At 71.9% G+C, this 18072-nt stretch carries 17 protein-coding genes; 9 read left to right on the top strand and 8 right to left on the bottom strand.

The features are described 5' to 3' along the window. Window positions 1-35: 35 nt before the first annotated feature. The 4 genes from ACSIH6_RS03260 to ACSIH6_RS03245 all read right to left on the bottom strand — a co-directional run bounded on the left by ACSIH6_RS03260 (window position 36) and on the right by ACSIH6_RS03245 (window position 2802). The gene (locus tag ACSIH6_RS03260; protein ID WP_435106398.1) at window positions 36-719 is read right to left on the bottom strand and encodes a class I SAM-dependent DNA methyltransferase; all 684 of its coding nucleotides are present in this window, start codon (window positions 717-719) and stop codon (window positions 36-38) included. 111 nt (window positions 720-830) lie between these two features. After that, a complete protein-coding gene (locus ACSIH6_RS03255; RefSeq protein ID WP_435106396.1) occupies window positions 831-1010 on the bottom strand; it encodes a hypothetical protein in 180 nt (59 codons plus the stop codon). 207 nt (window positions 1011-1217) lie between these two features. Then, the gene (locus tag ACSIH6_RS03250) at window positions 1218-2090 is read right to left on the bottom strand and encodes a 1,4-dihydroxy-2-naphthoate polyprenyltransferase (RefSeq protein ID WP_435106394.1); all 873 of its coding nucleotides are present in this window, start codon (window positions 2088-2090) and stop codon (window positions 1218-1220) included. Between the two features lie 157 nt (window positions 2091-2247). After that, window positions 2248-2802 carry a GNAT family N-acetyltransferase gene (locus tag ACSIH6_RS03245; protein WP_435106392.1) on the bottom strand — a complete coding sequence of 185 codons (555 nt, stop codon included), beginning with the start codon at window positions 2800-2802 and terminating at the stop codon, window positions 2248-2250. A gap of 96 nt (window positions 2803-2898) precedes the next feature. Here ACSIH6_RS03245 and ACSIH6_RS03240 point away from each other — a divergent pair, with 96 nt between their 5' ends. The 9 genes from ACSIH6_RS03240 (at window position 2899) to ACSIH6_RS03200 (ending at window position 13666) form a co-directional block, all read left to right on the top strand. Further along, window positions 2899-3279 (top strand): phage holin family protein, encoded by a 381-nt coding sequence (locus ACSIH6_RS03240; protein ID WP_083934765.1) that lies wholly within the window; start codon window positions 2899-2901, stop codon window positions 3277-3279. A 351-nt stretch (window positions 3280-3630) separates the two neighbouring features. After that, window positions 3631-4602, top strand: a complete 972-nt coding sequence (gene dapA / locus ACSIH6_RS03235; RefSeq protein ID WP_150250222.1) for a 4-hydroxy-tetrahydrodipicolinate synthase — start codon at window positions 3631-3633, stop codon at window positions 4600-4602. Next, window positions 4599-6284 carry a ribonuclease J gene (locus ACSIH6_RS03230; protein WP_435106389.1) on the top strand — a complete coding sequence of 562 codons (1686 nt, stop codon included), beginning with the start codon at window positions 4599-4601 and terminating at the stop codon, window positions 6282-6284. Before dapA ends, ACSIH6_RS03230 begins: the two co-directional genes overlap by 4 nt. Before the next feature lie 224 nt (window positions 6285-6508). Next, a complete protein-coding gene (locus ACSIH6_RS03225; RefSeq protein WP_435106387.1) occupies window positions 6509-9025 on the top strand; it encodes a DNA translocase FtsK in 2517 nt (838 codons plus the stop codon). A 233-nt stretch (window positions 9026-9258) separates the two neighbouring features. Further along, complete coding sequence (locus ACSIH6_RS03220) at window positions 9259-10383, top strand: helix-turn-helix domain-containing protein (RefSeq protein WP_435106385.1); 1125 nt, start codon at window positions 9259-9261, stop codon at window positions 10381-10383. A gap of 177 nt (window positions 10384-10560) precedes the next feature. Then, a complete protein-coding gene (gene rimO / locus ACSIH6_RS03215; protein WP_150250216.1) occupies window positions 10561-12003 on the top strand; it encodes a 30S ribosomal protein S12 methylthiotransferase RimO in 1443 nt (480 codons plus the stop codon). After that, window positions 12000-12605 carry a CDP-diacylglycerol--glycerol-3-phosphate 3-phosphatidyltransferase gene (gene pgsA / locus ACSIH6_RS03210; RefSeq protein ID WP_435106383.1) on the top strand — a complete coding sequence of 202 codons (606 nt, stop codon included), beginning with the start codon at window positions 12000-12002 and terminating at the stop codon, window positions 12603-12605. The genes rimO and pgsA overlap by 4 nt, the downstream gene beginning before the upstream one ends. Continuing rightward, the gene (locus ACSIH6_RS03205; RefSeq protein WP_435106381.1) at window positions 12602-13150 is read left to right on the top strand and encodes a CinA family protein; all 549 of its coding nucleotides are present in this window, start codon (window positions 12602-12604) and stop codon (window positions 13148-13150) included. The genes pgsA and ACSIH6_RS03205 overlap by 4 nt, the downstream gene beginning before the upstream one ends. Window positions 13151-13309: 159 nt before the next feature. Beyond that, complete coding sequence (locus ACSIH6_RS03200) at window positions 13310-13666, top strand: helix-turn-helix domain-containing protein (protein WP_013151706.1); 357 nt, start codon at window positions 13310-13312, stop codon at window positions 13664-13666. A gap of 105 nt (window positions 13667-13771) precedes the next feature. On the opposite strand, the gene ACSIH6_RS03195 is transcribed toward ACSIH6_RS03200, so the two are convergent. From ACSIH6_RS03195 to ACSIH6_RS03180, 4 genes are all read right to left on the bottom strand, one after another. Beyond that, the gene (locus ACSIH6_RS03195; protein ID WP_150250210.1) at window positions 13772-14236 is read right to left on the bottom strand and encodes an RrF2 family transcriptional regulator; all 465 of its coding nucleotides are present in this window, start codon (window positions 14234-14236) and stop codon (window positions 13772-13774) included. A gap of 238 nt (window positions 14237-14474) precedes the next feature. Beyond that, window positions 14475-15947, bottom strand: coding sequence for a glycoside hydrolase family 3 protein (locus tag ACSIH6_RS03190; protein WP_435106378.1), 1473 nt, complete (start codon window positions 15945-15947; stop codon window positions 14475-14477). 150 nt (window positions 15948-16097) lie between these two features. Then, window positions 16098-17066, bottom strand: coding sequence for a carbohydrate ABC transporter permease (locus ACSIH6_RS03185; protein WP_435106376.1), 969 nt, complete (start codon window positions 17064-17066; stop codon window positions 16098-16100). Then, on the bottom strand, window positions 17063-18055 hold the full coding sequence (locus ACSIH6_RS03180; protein WP_435106374.1) for a carbohydrate ABC transporter permease: 993 nt from the start codon (window positions 18053-18055) through the stop codon (window positions 17063-17065). The genes ACSIH6_RS03185 and ACSIH6_RS03180 overlap by 4 nt, the downstream gene beginning before the upstream one ends. Window positions 18056-18072: the final 17 nt, after the last annotated feature.

Raw genomic sequence — 18072 nt, 5'->3', positions numbered from 1 at the left:
GGCCGCGCAGGGGAAGGCGCGGCCCCCGTCCCGTCTCACGCGCCGCGGCGGCAGGTGAGGAACACCTGGACCTCGGGTCGGGCGCCCTCGGGCTCGTAGGAGACGACCCGCTCGTCCTCCACGACCAGCCCGGCCCCCTCCACCACCCGGCGCAGCTCCTCGTTCGGGTAGCCCGACACCCGGATGTCCGCGCCCAGGAACGGGACCGGGGCGTCGTCCAGGTCGGCCTCCACCATGGACAGGCACAGCAGGCCGCCCGGGACCAGGGAGGCGCGGACGCGGCTCAGCGCCTCGGGGATGCGGGCCCTGGGCAGGCACAGCAGGGAGAAGAACGCCACGATGGCGTCGTAGGAGGACTCCGCGGGGTCCAGGTCGAGGATGTCGGCCCGGACGAACGTCGCCTCCGGCACGTTGCGGCGGGCGATCTCGACCATTCGCCCGGAGATCTCGTAGCCGGTGACCCGCGCCCCCGCCGCCACGAGCTGCCGGGCGGTGGGCACGCCCGTACCCGAGCCCAGGTCGAGCACGTGCGCGCCGGGCGGCAGCAGGTCCAGCAGCCGGCGCACCCGGTCCTCCTGGCCCTCCTTGCGGGGGAAGGCCTCGTCGTAGCGTTCTCCGATCGCGTCGAACGCCGCGGCCTGGAGGGCCGAGCGCCGTGCCCACTCCTCCGGGTCCGGAAGATGGTCGAGGGGGTCGGGGGCGGTGTTCTCGCTTGGCACGGTGTCGTCTCTCCCTGCCGGGTCGTACGCGCGTGTCTGGGGTGCGCGCATCCTAACCCCTCTCCGCCGGACCGGGGCCCAACGCGGCCTCCCGGCGTTCGGCGCGTCGTCTCAGCGTGCGTTCGCCACCGGCGGGTCCAGGTCCTCCACCCCCGCCTCCAGCTCCGCGAACGCCGGGCTGTCGGCGTCCCCGCCGTTGTGGACCCGCAGCACCAGCCCGACCGCAGCCCCGCCGCTGACCAGCTCGCGCACGCTCACGACCAGCTCGGTGCCCCCGCGCCGCGCGGTCACCTCGTCGCGCGGCTCCCGGAGGAGCCTCAGCCGGGTCGCCTCCGGAGCAGGCGGTCGCGATCAGCGTCAGCGCCGCGGCGATGAGCGCCACGGCGGTCGTGCGGGGGCGCCATGCCCCGGAAGGCTGGAACCCGTGGGTCTCCTGGCGGTCACGGGCGCGTCTGGGCCCGCTCACGAAGGGTCCGCCGGCCGCGTGCGGCCACCGCCTCACCCCAGGAGCAGGCCGACCGAGAACAGCACGCCGAACGCCATCTGGAGCCTTCCCGTCTCGCCCAGACCCAGCACCAGGTCACGGCCGGTCTGGCCGCCCAGCACGCGCCGCAGCGGCGGCACCGCCAGCGGCACCGACACCAGCACCAGCGGCGTCCACCAGAACACCGGGGTCAGCACCAGCGCCGCCGCGTAGGAGAGCGCGATCGCGCCCCCGTACAGGCGGCGGGTGCCGGTGTCGCCCAGCCGCACGGCCAGCGTGACCTTGCCGGTCTCGCGGTCGGTCGGGATGTCGCGCAGGTTGTTGATCACCAGCACCGAGCAGGACAGCAGGCCCACCGGGACCGACGCCACCCAGGCCTGCCACGGCGCGGAGCCCAGCTGCACGAACACCGTGCCCACCACGGCCACGAGGCCGAAGAACACGAACACCGAGACCTCGCCCAGGCCCCGGTACCCGTACGGGCTGCGGCCCCCCGTGTAGTACCAGGCCGCCGCGATCGCCAGGGCGCCCACCAGCAGCAGCCACCACGAGGACGTGGCCGCCAGCACCAGGCCCACCACCCCCGCGAACGCGAAGCTGCCCAGGGCCGCCGCCAGCACCTGCCCCGGGGCGGCCAGACCGGTCGCGGTCAGCCGGGTCGGCCCGGTCCGCGCCTCGGTGTCGGTGCCCTTGACGCCGTCGCTGTAGTCGTTGGCGAAGTTCACGCCGACCTGGAGCGCCATGGACACCACCAGGGCCAGCAGCGCCTTCCACCAGACGAACCCGTCCAGGGCGAAGGCCAGGGCCGTGCCGACCGCCACCGGAACGACCGAATTCGGAAGCGTACGGGGGCGCAGCCCCGAGACCCATTCACTGACCGTGGCCACGCTCCGGCCCCTCCCCGCTCACCACCGGCGCGCCCGTGCGCGCCGCGACAACCACCCCACGGTAGACCCTGCCAGCGGCGCTCCCGCCCGCGCCCCGGCGCGGGGAGGCGGGCGCGGCCCGGCCCGGTCCCGCCCGCGCCCCGGTCCCTCCTCGCCCCTACTGGGAGATCGCCGCGTGCAGGCGCACCATCGGCAGCAGCCGCCCCATGTCGATCTCACGGCGGGCGCCGTCCGCGCGCCACCCCGAGGCCTCGAAGAACGCCCGCAGCGCGTTGTCGGCCTCGGGCACCCACACGTGCAGGGTGCCGAAGCCGTCCTCGACCAGGTGGTCCACGCACGCGTTCGCCAGGCGGCTGCCGTGCCCCTGACGCGCCCGAGCGGGGTCCACGTGCAGGGCGAACACCTCCGCGTCCGTGGCGGGCCACAGGTCCGGGTCCCCCGCGGGGCCGAACGCGGCGAAGCCCACGACCGTGCGCGTCCCCTCCAGTTCGTCGGTGGCCACCACCAGCCGGTGCCGCGAGGTCGGCGGTGACTCCAGGGCCGCCGTCCACTGCTCGCGGAACCGCTCCCGGGCCTCCTCACCGCCCAGCGCCCCCGACACCTCGTCGGGCAGCAGCGCCCCGTACACCGCCCGCCACGACGCCACCTGGATGTCGACCACCGCTTCCACGTCGGCGGTACGGGCGGGACGGACGAACCGAGCACTGGACACGGAGGACTCTCCTTCGGGGGTGGGCGACACGCCTGGTGACAAGATCACCTACGCCGGAGTTTCCGGACCTTGCCACAGCATGGGAACATCTACGTTGTGAGCCTCATTATCAGAGTTATCGTGAACGCGCTCGCCCTTTGGGCGGCTGTCCTCCTGATCGACGGCATCGAAGTCACCGCGCAGGACACGGTCGGCCAGATCCTGGTCTACCTCGCCGTCGGCGCCATCTTCGGTGTGGTCAACGCGGTGATCAAACCGATCGTCAAAACGGTCGGATGCCTGTTCTACGCTCTGACCCTGGGGCTGATCGGCCTCCTGGTGAACGCGCTGCTGCTCATGCTCACCAACTGGATCGCGGGCCTGTTCGACCTGCCCTTCCAGATCGACGGGTTCTGGCCCGCCTTCTGGGGCGCGATCGTCGTCACCATCGTCAGCTGGCTGCTCAGCATGTTCCTGCCCGACGGTAACGACGACTAGCCTCTTCCTGCGGACCCCGTCCGCCCTGAACCGCGGGCGGTCCCCGGGCCCGGCCGGATGGCGCGGGCCCGGGACGGGTAGGTTCGTCTTGCCGGGGACCACCAACCTCGACCCACGAGGACGGTGGACCGGACGGGGCCCGGCCCCGCGCCTCCGCAACGGGGGCACCACAGATCTTTCCCGCGACCGTCGCGCATCCGCCGGTCGCGGTGGCGCACACGCAGCGCCGACCACCCGTGCCCGAGGCATCCGCACGGGAGACCACAACTGTTTCGGAGTACACCGAGAGGAGGAGGGGCAACCACGGACCCCACCGCCCGAGGGCGGCGGTCCGCACGCCTTTCACACACGATGATGGACACCAAGAACCGCCCGTTCGGCAAGATGCTGACCGCGATGGTCACTCCGATGCTGGAGGACGGGGAACTCGACTACGAGGGCGCGGCCCGACTGGCCACCTACCTCGTCGACGAGCAGCACAACGACGGCCTCGTCATCAGCGGCACCACCGGCGAGTCGCCCACCACCAGCGACGACGAGAAGGACCGGCTGCTCCGGTCCGTCCTGGAGGCGGTCGGCGACCGCGCCACGATCGTGGCCGGGGTCGGCACCAACGACACCCGCCACAGCATCCGGCTGGCCAAGGCGGCCGAGAAGGCGGGGGCGCACGGTCTGCTGACCGTCACCCCGTACTACAACAAGCCGCCGCAGGAAGGCCTCATCCGGCACTTCACGTCGATCGCCGACTCCACCGAGCTGCCGGTGATGCTCTACGACATCCCGCACCGCACCGGGACGCCGATCGCCTCCGAGACCCTGGTCCGCCTGGCCGAGCACCCGCGCATCGTCGCCAACAAGGACGCCAAGGACAACGTCGGCGCCAGCTCCTGGGTCATGGAGCGCACCGACCTGGCCTTCTACTGCGGCACCGACATCCTCAACCTGCCGCTGCTGTCCGTCGGCGCGGCCGGGTTCGTCAGCGTCGTCGGCCACATCGTGGGCGCCGACCTGCGCGACATGATCGACGCCTTCGAGAAGGGCGAGGTCGGCCAGGCCCTGGCCATCCACCGCCGCCTCACGCCGGTCTACACGGGCATGTTCCGCACCCAGGGCGTCATCACGACCAAGGCCGTCCTCAACCTGTTCGGCCTGCCCTCCGGGCCGGTCCGCACCCCGCTCGCCGACGCCTCCGCCGAACTCCAGGCACTCCTGCGCGAGGACCTGGCCGCCGCGGGTGTCAAGGGCCCGATCGGGCTCGCCCCGCACCAGGCCGTCCCCGCCAGCGCCGTCGCCGTCGAGCGCCTCACGGAGGGATCCGTATGAGCCACCCGCACCCCGAACTGAGCTCGCCGCCGCCCCTGGGCAAGGGCGCGCTGCGCATCGTCCCGCTGGGCGGCCTCGGTGAGATCGGCCGCAACATGACGGTCTTCGAGTACGACGGGCGCCTGCTCATCGTGGACTGCGGCGTGCTCTTCCCCGAGGAGGAGCAGCCCGGCGTCGACCTGATCCTGCCGGACTTCGAGTACATCCGGGACCGGCTCGACGACATCGAGGCGGTCGTGCTCACCCACGGGCACGAGGACCACATCGGCGGCGTGCCGTTCCTGCTGCGTGAGCGGGCCGACATCCCGATCGTCGGCTCCAAGCTCACCCTGGCGCTCATCACCGCCAAGCTCGGCGAGCACCGCATCAAGCCGGAGACCGTCCTGGTGGAGGAGGGGGAGCGGCACGAGTTCGGCCCCTTCGACCTGGAGTTCTTCGCGGTCAACCACTCCATCCCGGACGCTCTGGCCGTCGGTATCCGCACCCCGGCCGGGTCGGTGCTGCACACCGGCGACTTCAAGATGGACCAGCTGCCGCTGGACGGGCGCCTGACCGACCTGGGCGGGTTCGCCCGGTTCGGCGACGAGGGCGTGGACCTGCTGCTGTCGGACTCCACCAACGCCGAGCAGCCCGGCTTCGTGATCAGCGAGCGCAACCTCAACGAGGCCATCGACAAGGTCTTCCGGCAGTCCGAGAAGCGCGTCGTGGTGGCCTGCTTCGCCTCCCACGTGCACCGCGTCCAGCAGGTCATCGACGCCGCCGTCAGGCACGGGCGCAAGATCGCCTTCGTGGGGCGCTCCATGGTCCGCAACATGAACATCGCGCGCGACCTGGGCTATCTGAGCATCCCCGGCGACACCGTCATCGACGTCAAGCAGCTCGACCAGATGCCGCCGGACGAGGTGCTCCTGGTGTGCACGGGCTCGCAGGGCGAGCCGATGGCCGCGCTCAGCCGGATGGCCAACCGGGACCACCAGATCCGCATCGAGGAGGGTGACACCATCCTGCTCGCCTCGTCGCTGATCCCGGGCAACGAGAACTCGGTCAACCGGGTGATCAACGGCCTGACCCGCTGGGGGGCCAAGGTCGTGCACAAGGGCAACGCCCTGGTGCACGTCTCCGGCCACGCGCCCGCCGGCGAGCTGCTGTACGTGCTCAACATGGTGCGTCCGCGCAACTTCATGCCCGTGCACGGCGAGTGGCGGCACCTGCGCGCCCACGCCGACCTGGCCAAGCTCTCCGGGGTACCGCAGGACCGGATCTCCATCGCCGAGGACGGCGTCGTCGTCGACCTGTACAAGAACCGGGCCAGGATCGTCGGCGCGGTCCAGGCCGGGTACGTCTACGTGGACGGCTCCTCGGTCGGCGACGTCTCGGAGGCCTCGCTGAAGGACCGCCGCGTCCTCGGCGAGGAGGGGTTCATCTCCGTCGTCGTGGCGGTGGACTCCGGCTCCGGCAAGATCCTGGGCGATCCCGAGATCCACACGCGGGGCGCGGGCATCGCCGCCGACGCCTACGACGACGTCGTCGACAGGCTCCAGGACGCGCTGGACAAGGCGGCCCGGGACGGGGTCAACGACCCCCACCAGCTGCGCCAGCTCATCCGCCGCAGCGCCGGCCGCTGGGTCAACGAGACCTACCGGCGGCGGCCCATGATCATCCCCGTCCTGGTCGAGGTCTGACCGGATACCCGACGACGACGAACGGCCCGACGCCGCCCCACGGCGCGTCCGGGCCGTTCGCGTCTCCGGGGCCGGGGCGGCGGTGGGACGGGGCGCACAGCGGCGTTCGGGCGACACGCCGCGCGGGATACGGGCGCCGGGGGTGGACGCCGCAGTAGGCTGCCCGCCGTGGCGGGCCGTCCTGCCCGACCGTCAGCACGACCCCGTCCCCTGGAGGTGACCCCATGGCCACGCGCGCCTCCTCCGGCGGTTCCGGACGCAAGAAGCCCGCCGCGCGCAAGCCCGCGGCGAAGAAGCGCATGCCCGACGGACCCATCGCCTTCGCCGTCACCATGTTCGGCCAGTTCCTACTGGTGCTGTGGAAGCTCGTCGCGCACACCGTCGGCGGCTCCGCCCGCGCGGTCGGCCGCGGCGCGCGCGGCCTCGACCCCGACCTGCGCCGCGACGGCGCCGGGCTGATCCTGCTGGCCGCGGGCGTCCTCATCGCCGCCGCCGTGTGGTGGAACAGCGACGGGCTGCTCCTGGAGTACACCCGCGCGGTCGTGGTCGGCGCCTTCGGCACGTTCTCGCCGATCCTGCCGCTGCTGTTCCTGCCGATCGCGGTCAGGCTCATGCGCACCCCGGGCGACAGCAAGGAGGGCGACGCCGGGCGGCTGCTCATCGGCTTCAGCTCGATCATGCTGGGCCTGCTCGGCCTCATCCACATCGCCCACGGCATCCCGCAGCCCTCCGAGGGGCTGGGCGCCCTCCAGGAGGCCGGCGGGCTCATCGGCTTCGTCGCCTCGGGGCCGCTCAGCGCCGTCGTCACCCCGTGGCTGACCGGTGTCCTGCTGGCCCTGGTGCTGGTCTTCGGAATCCTCGTGGTCACCGCCACCCCCATCCGGCGCATCCCCGAGCGCCTCCAGACCCTGTTCGGCGCGCTCATGGAGCGCGACACCGGCCCCGACTCGGGCATCGGCCTGCTGGGCGCGGAGAAGAAGAAGCCCGCCAAGCCGCGAAAGAGCAGGCCCAAGAAGGGGGCGGGCACGGTCGCGGGTGACCACGAGCGCCCCTACGACAGCCCGGTGCTGCCCGACGAGCCCGTCGCCCCCGCCCTCACCGACGAGGAGGAGGCCGCGCGGACCGGTGCCGGGGCCCCGGCACCGGTGACGGCCGTGGCCGAGGAGGAGACCGCGCCCAAGGGCAGGAAGGCCGCCCGCGCCAAGCGGGAGGTCCCCGACCCCACTCCGGCCCCCGCCACCACCGAGCAGCTCACCATCCCCTCCCGCGTGGTGGAGGGCGACTACGAGCTTCCCGCGCCGACCATGCTCAAGCCCGGCAGCCCGGTCAAGCCGCGCACCAAGGCCAATGACGAGGTCGTCGACGCCCTGTCGGGGGTGCTCACCCAGTTCAACATCGACGCCGACGTCACCGGCTTCACCCGCGGGCCGACGGTGACCCGCTACGAGATCGAACTGGGCCCCGCGGTCAAGGTCGAGAAGGTCACCGCCCTGGCCAAGAACATCTCCCTGGTGGTCAAGAGCGCGGACGTGCGCATCCAGTCGCCCATCCCCGGCAAGTCCGCCATCGGCGTGGAGATCCCCAACACCGACAAGGACCTGGTGAGCCTGGGCGACGTGCTGCGCTCGCCCGCCGCGACCTCCGACGACCACCCCATGCTCGTGGGCCTGGGCAAGGACGTCGAGGGCTCCAACGTGGTCGCGAACCTGGCCAAGATGCCGCACGTCCTGGTCGCCGGCGCGACCGGCGCGGGCAAGTCCACCTGCATCAACGGGCTCATCACCTCGCTGATGATGCGTGCCACCCCCGACGAGGTGCGGATGATCCTGGTCGACCCCAAGCGGGTCGAGCTGACCATGTACGAGGGTATCCCGCACCTGATCACCCCCATCATCACCAACCCCAAGCGGGCCGCGGAGGCCCTCCAGTGGGTGGTGGGGGAGATGGACCGGCGCTACGACGACCTGGCCGCCTCCGGCTACCGGCACGTGGACGACTTCAACGCCGCCGTGCGCACCGGGGAGCTGACCGCCCCGCCCGGCAGCGAGCGCCAGTACGAGCCCTACCCCTACCTGCTGGTCATCGTGGACGAGCTGGCAGACCTGATGATGGTCGCCCCCCGCGACGTGGAGGACGCCGTCGTGCGCATCACCCAGCTGGCCCGCGCCGCCGGTATCCACCTGGTGCTGGCCACCCAGCGGCCCAGCGTCGACGTCGTCACCGGCCTGATCAAGGCCAACGTGCCCTCCCGCCTGGCCTTCGCCACCTCCAGCCTCTCCGACAGCCGCGTCATCCTCGACCAGCCCGGCGCCGAGAAGCTGGTCGGCAAGGGCGACGCGCTCTTCCTCCCCATGGGCGCGGGCAAGTCCATCCGCCTCCAGAACGCCTGGGTGTCGGAGAAGGAGATCCGGGCGATCGTCGACCACTGCAAGAAGCAGTCCGAGCCCAGCTACCGCGAGGACGTGGCGGTCCCCGACACCAAGAAGAAGGAGATCGACGAGGACATCGGCGACGACCTCGACCTGCTCCTCCAGGCCGTCGAGCTGGTGGTCACCACCCAGTTCGGGTCCACGTCCATGCTCCAGCGCAAGCTGCGCGTGGGCTTCGCCAAGGCGGGCCGCCTGATGGACCTCATGGAGAGCCGCGACGTGGTCGGTCCCAGCGAGGGCTCCAAGGCCCGCGACGTGCTCGTCCAGCCCGACGAGCTGCCCGCCGTGCTGGCCGACATCCGGGGTTCCTGATCCGCGCCGCCGCGTCCGCGCGGCGGCGTCCGGGTGCCGACCCGCACCCGGGAAGTCGGGCTTCCGGCCCCGTGTTACGGCCTTTCCCGAAACTCCACTGGCATCCCTTAAAAACGGGCATGCCCGATTTGGTGGGATCTTGGAGGCTTCATGGGGCGTGGTGACCTGCGCGAAAGCGCCCCGGGCGGCAGAGTGGTCTCTTGCAGCTACACACAGTCGCGGGGGGAGTGCGCATGGCGACGATCGGTCAGACCCTGTCCGCCGCCCGGGTCGCGGCGGGGTACACGGTCGCGGACCTCAGCATCCGTACACGTATCCGGGAACCCGTCCTCACGGCCATCGAGCAGGAGGACTTCCTCTCCTGCGGCGGGGACTTCTACGCACGCGGCCACATCCGCCGCGTCTGCCGCACGCTCGGCCTGGACCCGGCGCCGCTCATGGCCGAGTACGACCGCGAGCACGCGTCCCGCGCCATACCCGCCTTCGTCCCGCCGCAGCGCCACCCGGCGTCCGTGCCCGAGGCGGCGCGGGCGGCCGCCGCCGCGCGCGCCGAGCTCCGTCCCGGGGAGGACGGGGAGGCGGTGATGGCCCACCGTTTCGGCGAGGACGACTCCGGTGTCGGCGCCCAGCGCTGGGGCCACTTCGAACGCAGGCAGTTCCTGACGCGCCAGCCCGACGACGAGTACCAGGAACACCAGGAGTCCCGCAGGCCGCGGCGGGCAGGGTGGATCCCCGGCCCCCGCCAGACCGCCGAGGGGCACGGCCCCCGTGTTCGGGCCCCCGAGGGCGGGGCCGACGACCGCAGACGCCGGGGCGGCGGACACCAGGGCGGCAGGCACCAGGGCGGCAGGCACGGCGGGGGAACCCCCGTCGCCCGCCCCGTGGTCGTCGCCGCCCGCCACCGGCCCGTCGACGCGGTCCGTCGCCACTGGCCCTGGGCCGTGGTCGGGGCCATCTTCCTCCTGGCGCTCTTCGTCGGGATCCGCACCTGGCAGGACTGGGACGCGGGCAACCCGCTGCGCTCGGCCTTCGACTCCTCCACCACCGAGAGAACCGTCGACTCCGCCGTGGGGGCGGAGGAGGCCGCGGCGGCGCAGGAGCCCGTCGAGTTCACCGTCGAACTCAACGCCTCCGGACGCAGCTGGGTCGAGGTCACCGGCGCCGAGGGCGAGGACCTCTACGTCGGCTACCTGCTGGAGGGCGACGTCAAGGACTACGTGACCGAGGACATGCTCAACCTGTGGGTCGGCGACGCCGGAGCGGTCAGCGTGACCGTCGACGGCGAGAACTCCGGCCCCCTCGGGCTTCCCGGCGAGGTCAAGGAGATCGTGATCGGCCCGGACGGCGTGCGGCGGTGACCGGGCCGCGCCCCGGCCCGGATCGATCCGGGCCGGGGTACGGGCGGGTGAGCCGACCAAGGTAATGTGGGGGGCTGCGGGCGGCGCCAGGCGACGCCGTGTACCGAGCACGGCCGAGCGGTCCGGTCCGGGACGGCCCCCCGCGCCACCCGAAGCTCTCCCACACGCTTGGAAGCCATGTCATCGCGCCGTACTGTCTCACTCGTCACCCTGGGGTGTGCGCGTAACGAGGTCGACTCCGAAGAGCTGGCCGGGCGCCTGTCCGCGGGCGGCTGGGACCTCGTCGAGGGCGACACCGAGGCCGACGTCACCATCGTCAACACCTGCGGGTTCATCGACGCGGCCAAACAGGACTCCATCGAGACCCTCCTGGAAGCGGCGGAGAACGGCGGCAGAGTCGTCGCCGCCGGGTGCATGGCCGAACGCTACGGCTCCGAGCTGGCCCAGGCCCTGCCCGAGGCGCAGGTCATCGGCTTCGACGACTACGCAGCCATCACCGACCGGCTCGACGACGTCGTGGCCGGGAGGACCCTGGTCCCGCACGACCCCCGCGATCGGCGCACGCTGCTGCCCATCAGCCCGGCCGAGCGCGACGCCTCCCAGGCCCACGTCCCCGGCCACGCCAGCTTCGCCGACGCCGCCGGGGCCGAGGGCACCGAGCTGCCCTACCGCGCCTCCGTCCCGCGCCGCCGCCTGGTCGGCGGACCGGTGGCCAACCTCAAGATCGCCTCCGGCTGCGACCGGCGCTGCACCTTCTGCGCCATCCCGACCTTCCGGGGCGCCTACCTCTCCCGCCGCCCCGACGACATCGTGCGCGAGGCCGAGTGGCTGGCCTCCGAGGGCGTGCGCGAGGTGTTCCTGGTCAGCGAGAACTCCACGTCCTACGGCAAGGACCTGGGCGACGTGCGCGCCCTGGAGAAGCTCCTGCCCCGCCTGGCCGCCGTCGAGGGCCTGGAGCGGGTCCGGGTCAGCTACCTCCAGCCCGCCGAGGTCCGCCCCGGCCTGGTGGACGTGCTCACCGGAACCCCCGGCGTGGTGCCCTACTTCGACCTGTCCTTCCAGCACGCCAGCGGCACCCTGCTGCGCCGCATGCGCCGCTTCGGCGACCGCGAGCGCTTCCTGGAACTGCTGGACACGGTCCGCGAGCGCGCTCCCGAGGCGGGCTCGCGCTCCAACTTCATCGTGGGCTTCCCCGGCGAGACCGAGGCCGAGTTCGAGGACCTGGTCTCCTTCCTCTCCGAGGCTCGGCTGGACGCCATCGGCGTGTTCGGCTACTCCGACGAGGAGGGCACCGAGGCCTTCGACCACGGGGGCAAGCTGCCCGACGAGGTCGTCGCCGAGCGCGTGGACCGGCTCAACCGCCTCTCCGAGGAGCTGATGACCCAGCGCGCCGAGGAGCGGATCGGTTCGGAGGTCACCGTCCTGGTGGAGACGGTGCTGGAGGACGGGGCCTACGAGGGCCGCGCCGAGCACCAGGCCCCCGAGGTGGACGGCAGCACGATCCTCTACGGCGAGGGCCTCGCCGTCGGCGACCTGGTGCGCGCCACCGTCATCCAGTCGGCCGGCGCCGACCTCATCGCGGAGCAGGACGAGACCCACGGGGAAGCCGCGGACAGATGAGCACCCCCGACCCCGCGGCCACCCCCGCCCCCCGTGTCCCGTTGTGGAACATCGCGAACATCCTCACGATGAGCCGCCTGGTCATGGTTCCGCTCTTCGTGTGGTTCATGTTCCTGGACGGCTCCTGGTGGCGGTTCGCCGCCTTCTCCGTCTTCGTGCTGGCCGCCATCACCGACCGCGTCGACGGCGAGATCGCCCGCCGCCGCAACCTGGTCACCGACTTCGGCAAGATCGTCGACCCCATCGCCGACAAGGCGCTCACCGGCTCCGCGCTGGTGGTGCTCTCCCTCCAGGGCGACCTGTGGTGGTGGGTGACCATCGCCATCCTGGTCCGCGAGTGGGGCATCACGGCGCTGCGCTTCGCGGTCCTGCGCTACGTGGTCATGCCCGCCAGCCAGGGCGGCAAGCTCAAGACGGTCCTCCAGATCGTCGCGATCAGCGTCTACCTCTTCCCGCTCCAGGTACTGCCCTTCAGTGAGGTCTTCGTCTGGTTCGCGCACATCGTGATGGCCGCCGCGCTGGTGGTCACCCTGTGGACCGGCCTGACCTACGTGTTCGACGCCGTCCGCGCGGTGCGCGCCCGCAAGGGCCGCACCGAGTGACGGGGGAGCAGGACCCCCCGGGCCCCGATCCGGACCCGCGTGCCGGAGCGCTCGCCGCGGCCGGGGCCGCCCACCGGGCCCTGCTCGCCGCCGGCGCCACCTGCGCCACGGCCGAGTCGCTGACCGGCGGCCTCGTCGGCGCCCACCTCACCGCGATCCCCGGGGCCTCGGGCACCTACCGGGGCGGCGTCGTGGCCTACGCCACCGACGCCAAGGACAGCGTCCTGGGCGTGCCCGGGGACCTCCTGGCCGAGCACGGCGCCGTCCACCCCGAGGTGGCCGAGCACATGGCGCTCGGCGTCCGCCGTCTGCTGGGCTCCGACTACGGCGTCGCGGTGACCGGCGTGGCCGGACCCGATCCCCAGGACGGCCAGCCCGTCGGCACGGTCTTCGTGGCCGTCGCCACGCCTGACGGTGCCACCCGGGGCCGCCGTTTCCGTTTCACCGGGGACCGTGCGGGTATCCGATACCGCACGGTCGAGGGGGCGCTGCTGCTCCTGGACTCGGCTGTGCGTGGGAGCACGGAGGAAAACACCCGGAGTTAGACTTTCCGGGCTGTTCTTCCTTTCCCCACCCTTGGGAACAAAACCACCCCTGGGCGGGGTTCCCCCTCCAGCGAACAGGACGGCAAGAGGTGCCCGAATCGGGCGTGGGGCAGGTACGGTGGTGTATATGAAGGTCGCTACCGGTGGGAGGGAGCGCGAATGATGGTCCTGCTTCGTCACCTACTTGGTGACGTGCTCAGGCGGCTCCGGCAGCGCCAGGGCCGCACCCTCCGTGAGGTGTCGGCCGATGCACGTGTATCCCTCGGTTACCTGTCGGAGGTCGAGCGGGGACAGAAGGAAGCCTCTTCCGAACTGCTCTCCTCGATCTGCGGGGCGCTCGGCGTCCCGCTCTCACAGGTACTGAGAGAGGTCTCCGACCAGCTCGCCCTCGCCGAGCTCCAGGAGGCCGCACTGCTGGGTGACGCGGTCACGACCGACCCCGTCTCCGCCCAGGACCTCGGCATCGACCCGGTACCGGATCGCGTTCCCCAAGTCGCCGACATGGTGGGGGTCTGACCCCTCCTCGGAACTGTCCGTCCATCGTCACCGTGACCACGACGAAGGAGCCGACCATCCGGTCGGCTCCTTCGGTGTTCGCGGGACCTTCGCGCGGGGCGGCGGTCAGCGGTGGGTGTGGTTCACCCAGGCCTCGGGGTCCTCGGCCAACGACCGCACCTTCTCGGGCAGCTCGTTGGTCACCAGGTGCTGGAGGTTGACGCCCTCCAGGATCGCGCGCTCGCTGGCGCGCAGGGCGATCCACACCTGTTGGAGGCTGCGGGCCGCGCCGTCGTAGTCGACGTGTTCGGGGCGTTCCCCGCGCACGTTGGCGAGCGGTCCGTCGACCGCGCGGATGATGTCGGCCAGGGAGATCTCCCCCGCCGGACGGGCCAGCCAGTAGCCGCCGACGGGACCGCGCTGGCTGCGTACCAGACCGGCCCGGCGTAGCTGGGTGAGGATGTTCTCGAGGAATTTTCCGGGGATGGCCTGCGCGCGTGCGAGCTGTTCGGCCGTCACCGGCCCCTCGTCGGCGACGGCGAGCTCCGCCGCCGCGCGTAGCGCGTAGTCGACCCGGGCTGAAAGGCGCATGCTGTGATTATGCCGTGTGTAAGTGGGCGAATGGGGCACCGGGCGCCGACGGGAACGCCGACGACCGGGATGCTGCAGGCTAAGGGTACTTCTCCTACCGGGTTGCGGGGACATCGGTGACGTTCCCGCTCTCGGGGGTGTCCCGTCCCAGTATGTCCGCCGCGGTGACGCCCGTCACCGGAACGCGCCGACCCGGCCGGTCGCGGACCGGCCGGGTCGGGGAGCGCATCCAGGAGGCTCAGTTCACGCCGGGGGAGGGGGCGCCCACCGGAGCACCCAGCAGCTCGGCCGCGCTCAGTCCGTTCACGTGCGCGGCGCCGTAGGTGCTCACGTGCGCGCCGCAGTCGGGCCGCCAGATGGGCAGGCCCATCTCCACCACCACGGCGTTGGGATGCGCGCTGAGCAGGCGGTTGACGAGCGCCTGGGCGGAGGGGTAGCGGTGCGCGTCCCGCACCACCACGACCAGGTCGCGGTTCCGTGCGCTGGCGGCCAGCCGGTCGGCGTGCGCGACGTCGGGGGAGACCCGCTCGGTGCCCGGGAACCAGGGGGACAGGCCCCAGGGGACCTCTCCCACCGCCATGCCGGAGGGGGCGTCCACCTCCACCACGTAGGGGTCCGCCAGCGGCGGCAGGTCGCCGTCCACGCGCACCGCGCGGCGGGCGCCGACCAGGCCCACCCCGTCGGCCGCGGGCACGTCCGAGCGCCGGGCCTGGGCCGTGCGGATCCAGGTGCGCAGCTCGGCGTTGCGCCCGGCGGCCTCCTCCAGGCGCTCCCCGGACAGGCGTCCCTCCCGGACCGCGTCCACCAGCGCGGCGCGGATCAGCTCGACCTGGTCGGCGTAGACGAACCGGCCCAGGCACAGCAGGTCCACCCCGGCGGCCACCGCGCGCACGCAGGCCTCGGGGATGCCGATCCGCCCGCTGACGCCCTGCATGTCCATGGCGTCGCTGACCACGGTGCCGGTGAAGCCCAGCTCGCCGCGGAGCAGGTCGTTGAGGATGCGCGGGGTGAGCGTGGCGGGGCCGTCGCCGCCCAGGCCGGGCATCTCGATGTGCGCGGTCAGGATCGACCGGACGCCCGCCTCCACGGCCGCGCGGAACGGCAGCAGCTCGCGGCGGCGCAGCAGTTCGGCGTCGGCCTCCACGCGCGGCAGCACGTGGTGGGAGTCCTGGGAGGTGGCGCCGTGGCCGGGGAAGTGCTTGGCGCACGCGGCCACGCCCGCCTCCTGGAGGCCGAGCACGGCGGCGGCCGCGTGGCGGGCCACCAGTTCGGGGTCGGAGCCGAAGGAGCGGGTGCCGATCACCGGGTTGTCGTCGGCGACGTTGACGTCCACCGAGGGCGCCAGGTCCAGGTTGAAGCCCAGCTCGGCCAGGCGCCCGCCCAGGGAGCGCAGGGTGGCGCGGGTCAGGTCTGGGTCGTCCACCGCGCCCAGGGCAGCGTTGCCGGGGTAGTCGCTTCCCTGTGCCTGGCCGATGCGGGTGACGTCGCCGCCCTCCTCGTCCAGGGAGATCAGCGGGGTGTCGGTGACCCCGGCCAGGGTCGCGTTGAGCGCGGCCACCTGCTCGGGGCCGTCCAGGTTGTTGTGGAACAGACAGACACCGGAGATCCCGTCCGCCAGACCCTCCAGGACCCAGCGCGGGGCTTGGTAGGACTCGAAGGGCACCAGCAGCGTGGCGTTGGCCAGACGCGCCAGGGTCGGGTCGTACGGCATGACGAACTCCGTTCGGTGAGCGAAGGGGTGCCCGTGGTCGGGCAGACGAAGGGCGGAGAAGCGGGGGGAGGGGGCGAAGGGGCGGAGGGCGCGCCCGGGGCGGGACCCGCGGTGTCCGTCGCGGGACCCGCCCCGGTGGGAGGGGCGCGGTCAGCCCTTGACCGCGCCCATGGTCAGGCCGGAGACCATGCGCCGCTGGACGAACAGGAAGAAGATCATCACGGGGATGGTCAGCAGGGTGGAGGCGGCCATGATCGGTCCCCACTCGGTGCCGAACCGGCCGAAGTAGTAGGACAGGGTCAGCGGCAGCGTGTAGTTGTCGGTGCTGCGGCCCAGGAACGTCAGCGCGACGATGAACTCGTTCCACGCGGTGATGAAGGCGAAGATGCTCGCCGCGACCAGGCCCGGCGCGACCAGGGGCATCAGGATGCGCCAGAAGACGGTCCAGGCGTTGGCACCGTCGATGGCCGCGGCCTCCTCCAGCTCCTTGGGCACCGCGGCCACGAAGCCCCGCAGCATCATGATGGTGATCGGCAGGGACACGGCCGTGTACACGATGAGCAGGCCGGACAGGTTGCCGAGCAGCTCCACGCCGCTGATGTCGGACAGCTGGCGGAAGTTGATGAAGATGGAGATGATCATCGCCTCCATCGGCACCATCTGGATCACCAGCAGCAGGATGATGAAGGCGGTGCGCAGCCGGAAGCGGAACCGGGCCACGGCCACGGCGGCCAGCAGCGACAGGAACGCGCCCATGGCCACGGAGGCCACGGTGAGGAACAGGCTGTTGCCCAGGAACTGCCAGAAGTTCACCCCGGGGATCAGCTGGCCGTTGAGCACCCGGTCGAAGTGCTCCAGGGTCGGCGCCACCGGGAAGACCGTCTGGTCGCGGGTGAAGATCTCACCCACCGGCTTGAAGGCCGTGATGATCATCCAGTACACGGGGAACACCGAGAACAGGAACACCGCGAGGCCGGCCAGGTACAGCGGAAGACGGCGCAGGCGGCGCAGCGGACCGCGGCGGTGGACGCGCGGCGGGCGGCTCGGGCCGCCGGTCCCGGCGCCCCCGGTGGCGCGCTCGCGGACGGCGCTGGCGGAGGTCTGGTCGATCGCGGTCATCGGGTCTCCCCCTGGCGGATCATGATGCGCAGGTAGTACGCGGTGACGGCGAGGATCATCACGGTCATGACCACCGCGATCGCCGAGCCCATGCCGTAGTTCGCCGGGCTGGCGCTGAAGCCCTGCTGGTAGATGTAGTACGAGAGCAGGTAGACGTCCTTGTTCTGGAAGCTGTTCGCCAGGATGTACAGCTGGGTGAACACGCGCAGGTCCCAGATGATCTGGAGGACCAGCAGCAGGGCGAACAGCGGGCGCAGCATCGGGAACGTGACGTTCCAGAAGGCCTTCCAGCCGCCCGCGCCGTCCATCCTCGCGGCCTCGTACAGCTCGTACGGGATGCTCTTGAGCCCGGCGAGCACGGAGACGGCCACGAAGGGGAAGGACTGCCAGACGATCACGGTGATGAGGATCGTGAACAGCGGGAGAGGCTCGAGGAACCAGTTGTACTCCAGCCATCCGCTGCCCACCAGCCAGTCCGGCATCCGGTCCAGGATGACGTTGACCAGGCCCCGCTCCGGCAGGAACAGCCAGCGGAAGACCAGGGAGGCGCTCAGCGCGGGGGTGGCCCAGGCGAGCATCATGCCCAGGGCCACGAACGCCGAGAACCACTTGGGGAGCTTGTTCAGCAGCAGCCCCACGAGGGTGCCCAACACCATCGTGATGCCGACCATCAGCACGCAGACCACGACCGTGTTGCGCAGGATCCCCCAGAACTCGGGGTCGGTCAGCAGCGCCTGGTAGTGCGCGAAGCCGTTCCAGGTCGGCCCGGGCTGGTTCGGCAGGAGGTTGCGGGTGGTGAAGCTGGTGAGCGAGTACCACACCATCTGCACGATCGGCCACAGCAGCACGACCGCCAGGAGGATCAGGGCCGGGGCGATGAGCAGGTACGGGGTGGGAAGCGTGCGGCGGCGCGGAGCGGGCTCGGAGGCGGGAGCCTTCACGGCCTCCTCGCGCTCGCGCGCGGGCGCTGGTTCGACGGTTTGTGCCATGGTCTTCTCAATCGAGG

This window comes from Nocardiopsis synnemataformans (assembly GCF_965343085.1).
GTDB lineage: Bacteria > Actinomycetota > Actinomycetes > Streptosporangiales > Streptosporangiaceae > Nocardiopsis > Nocardiopsis alborubida.
This window is presented reverse-complemented; position numbering and strand designations above follow the sequence as displayed.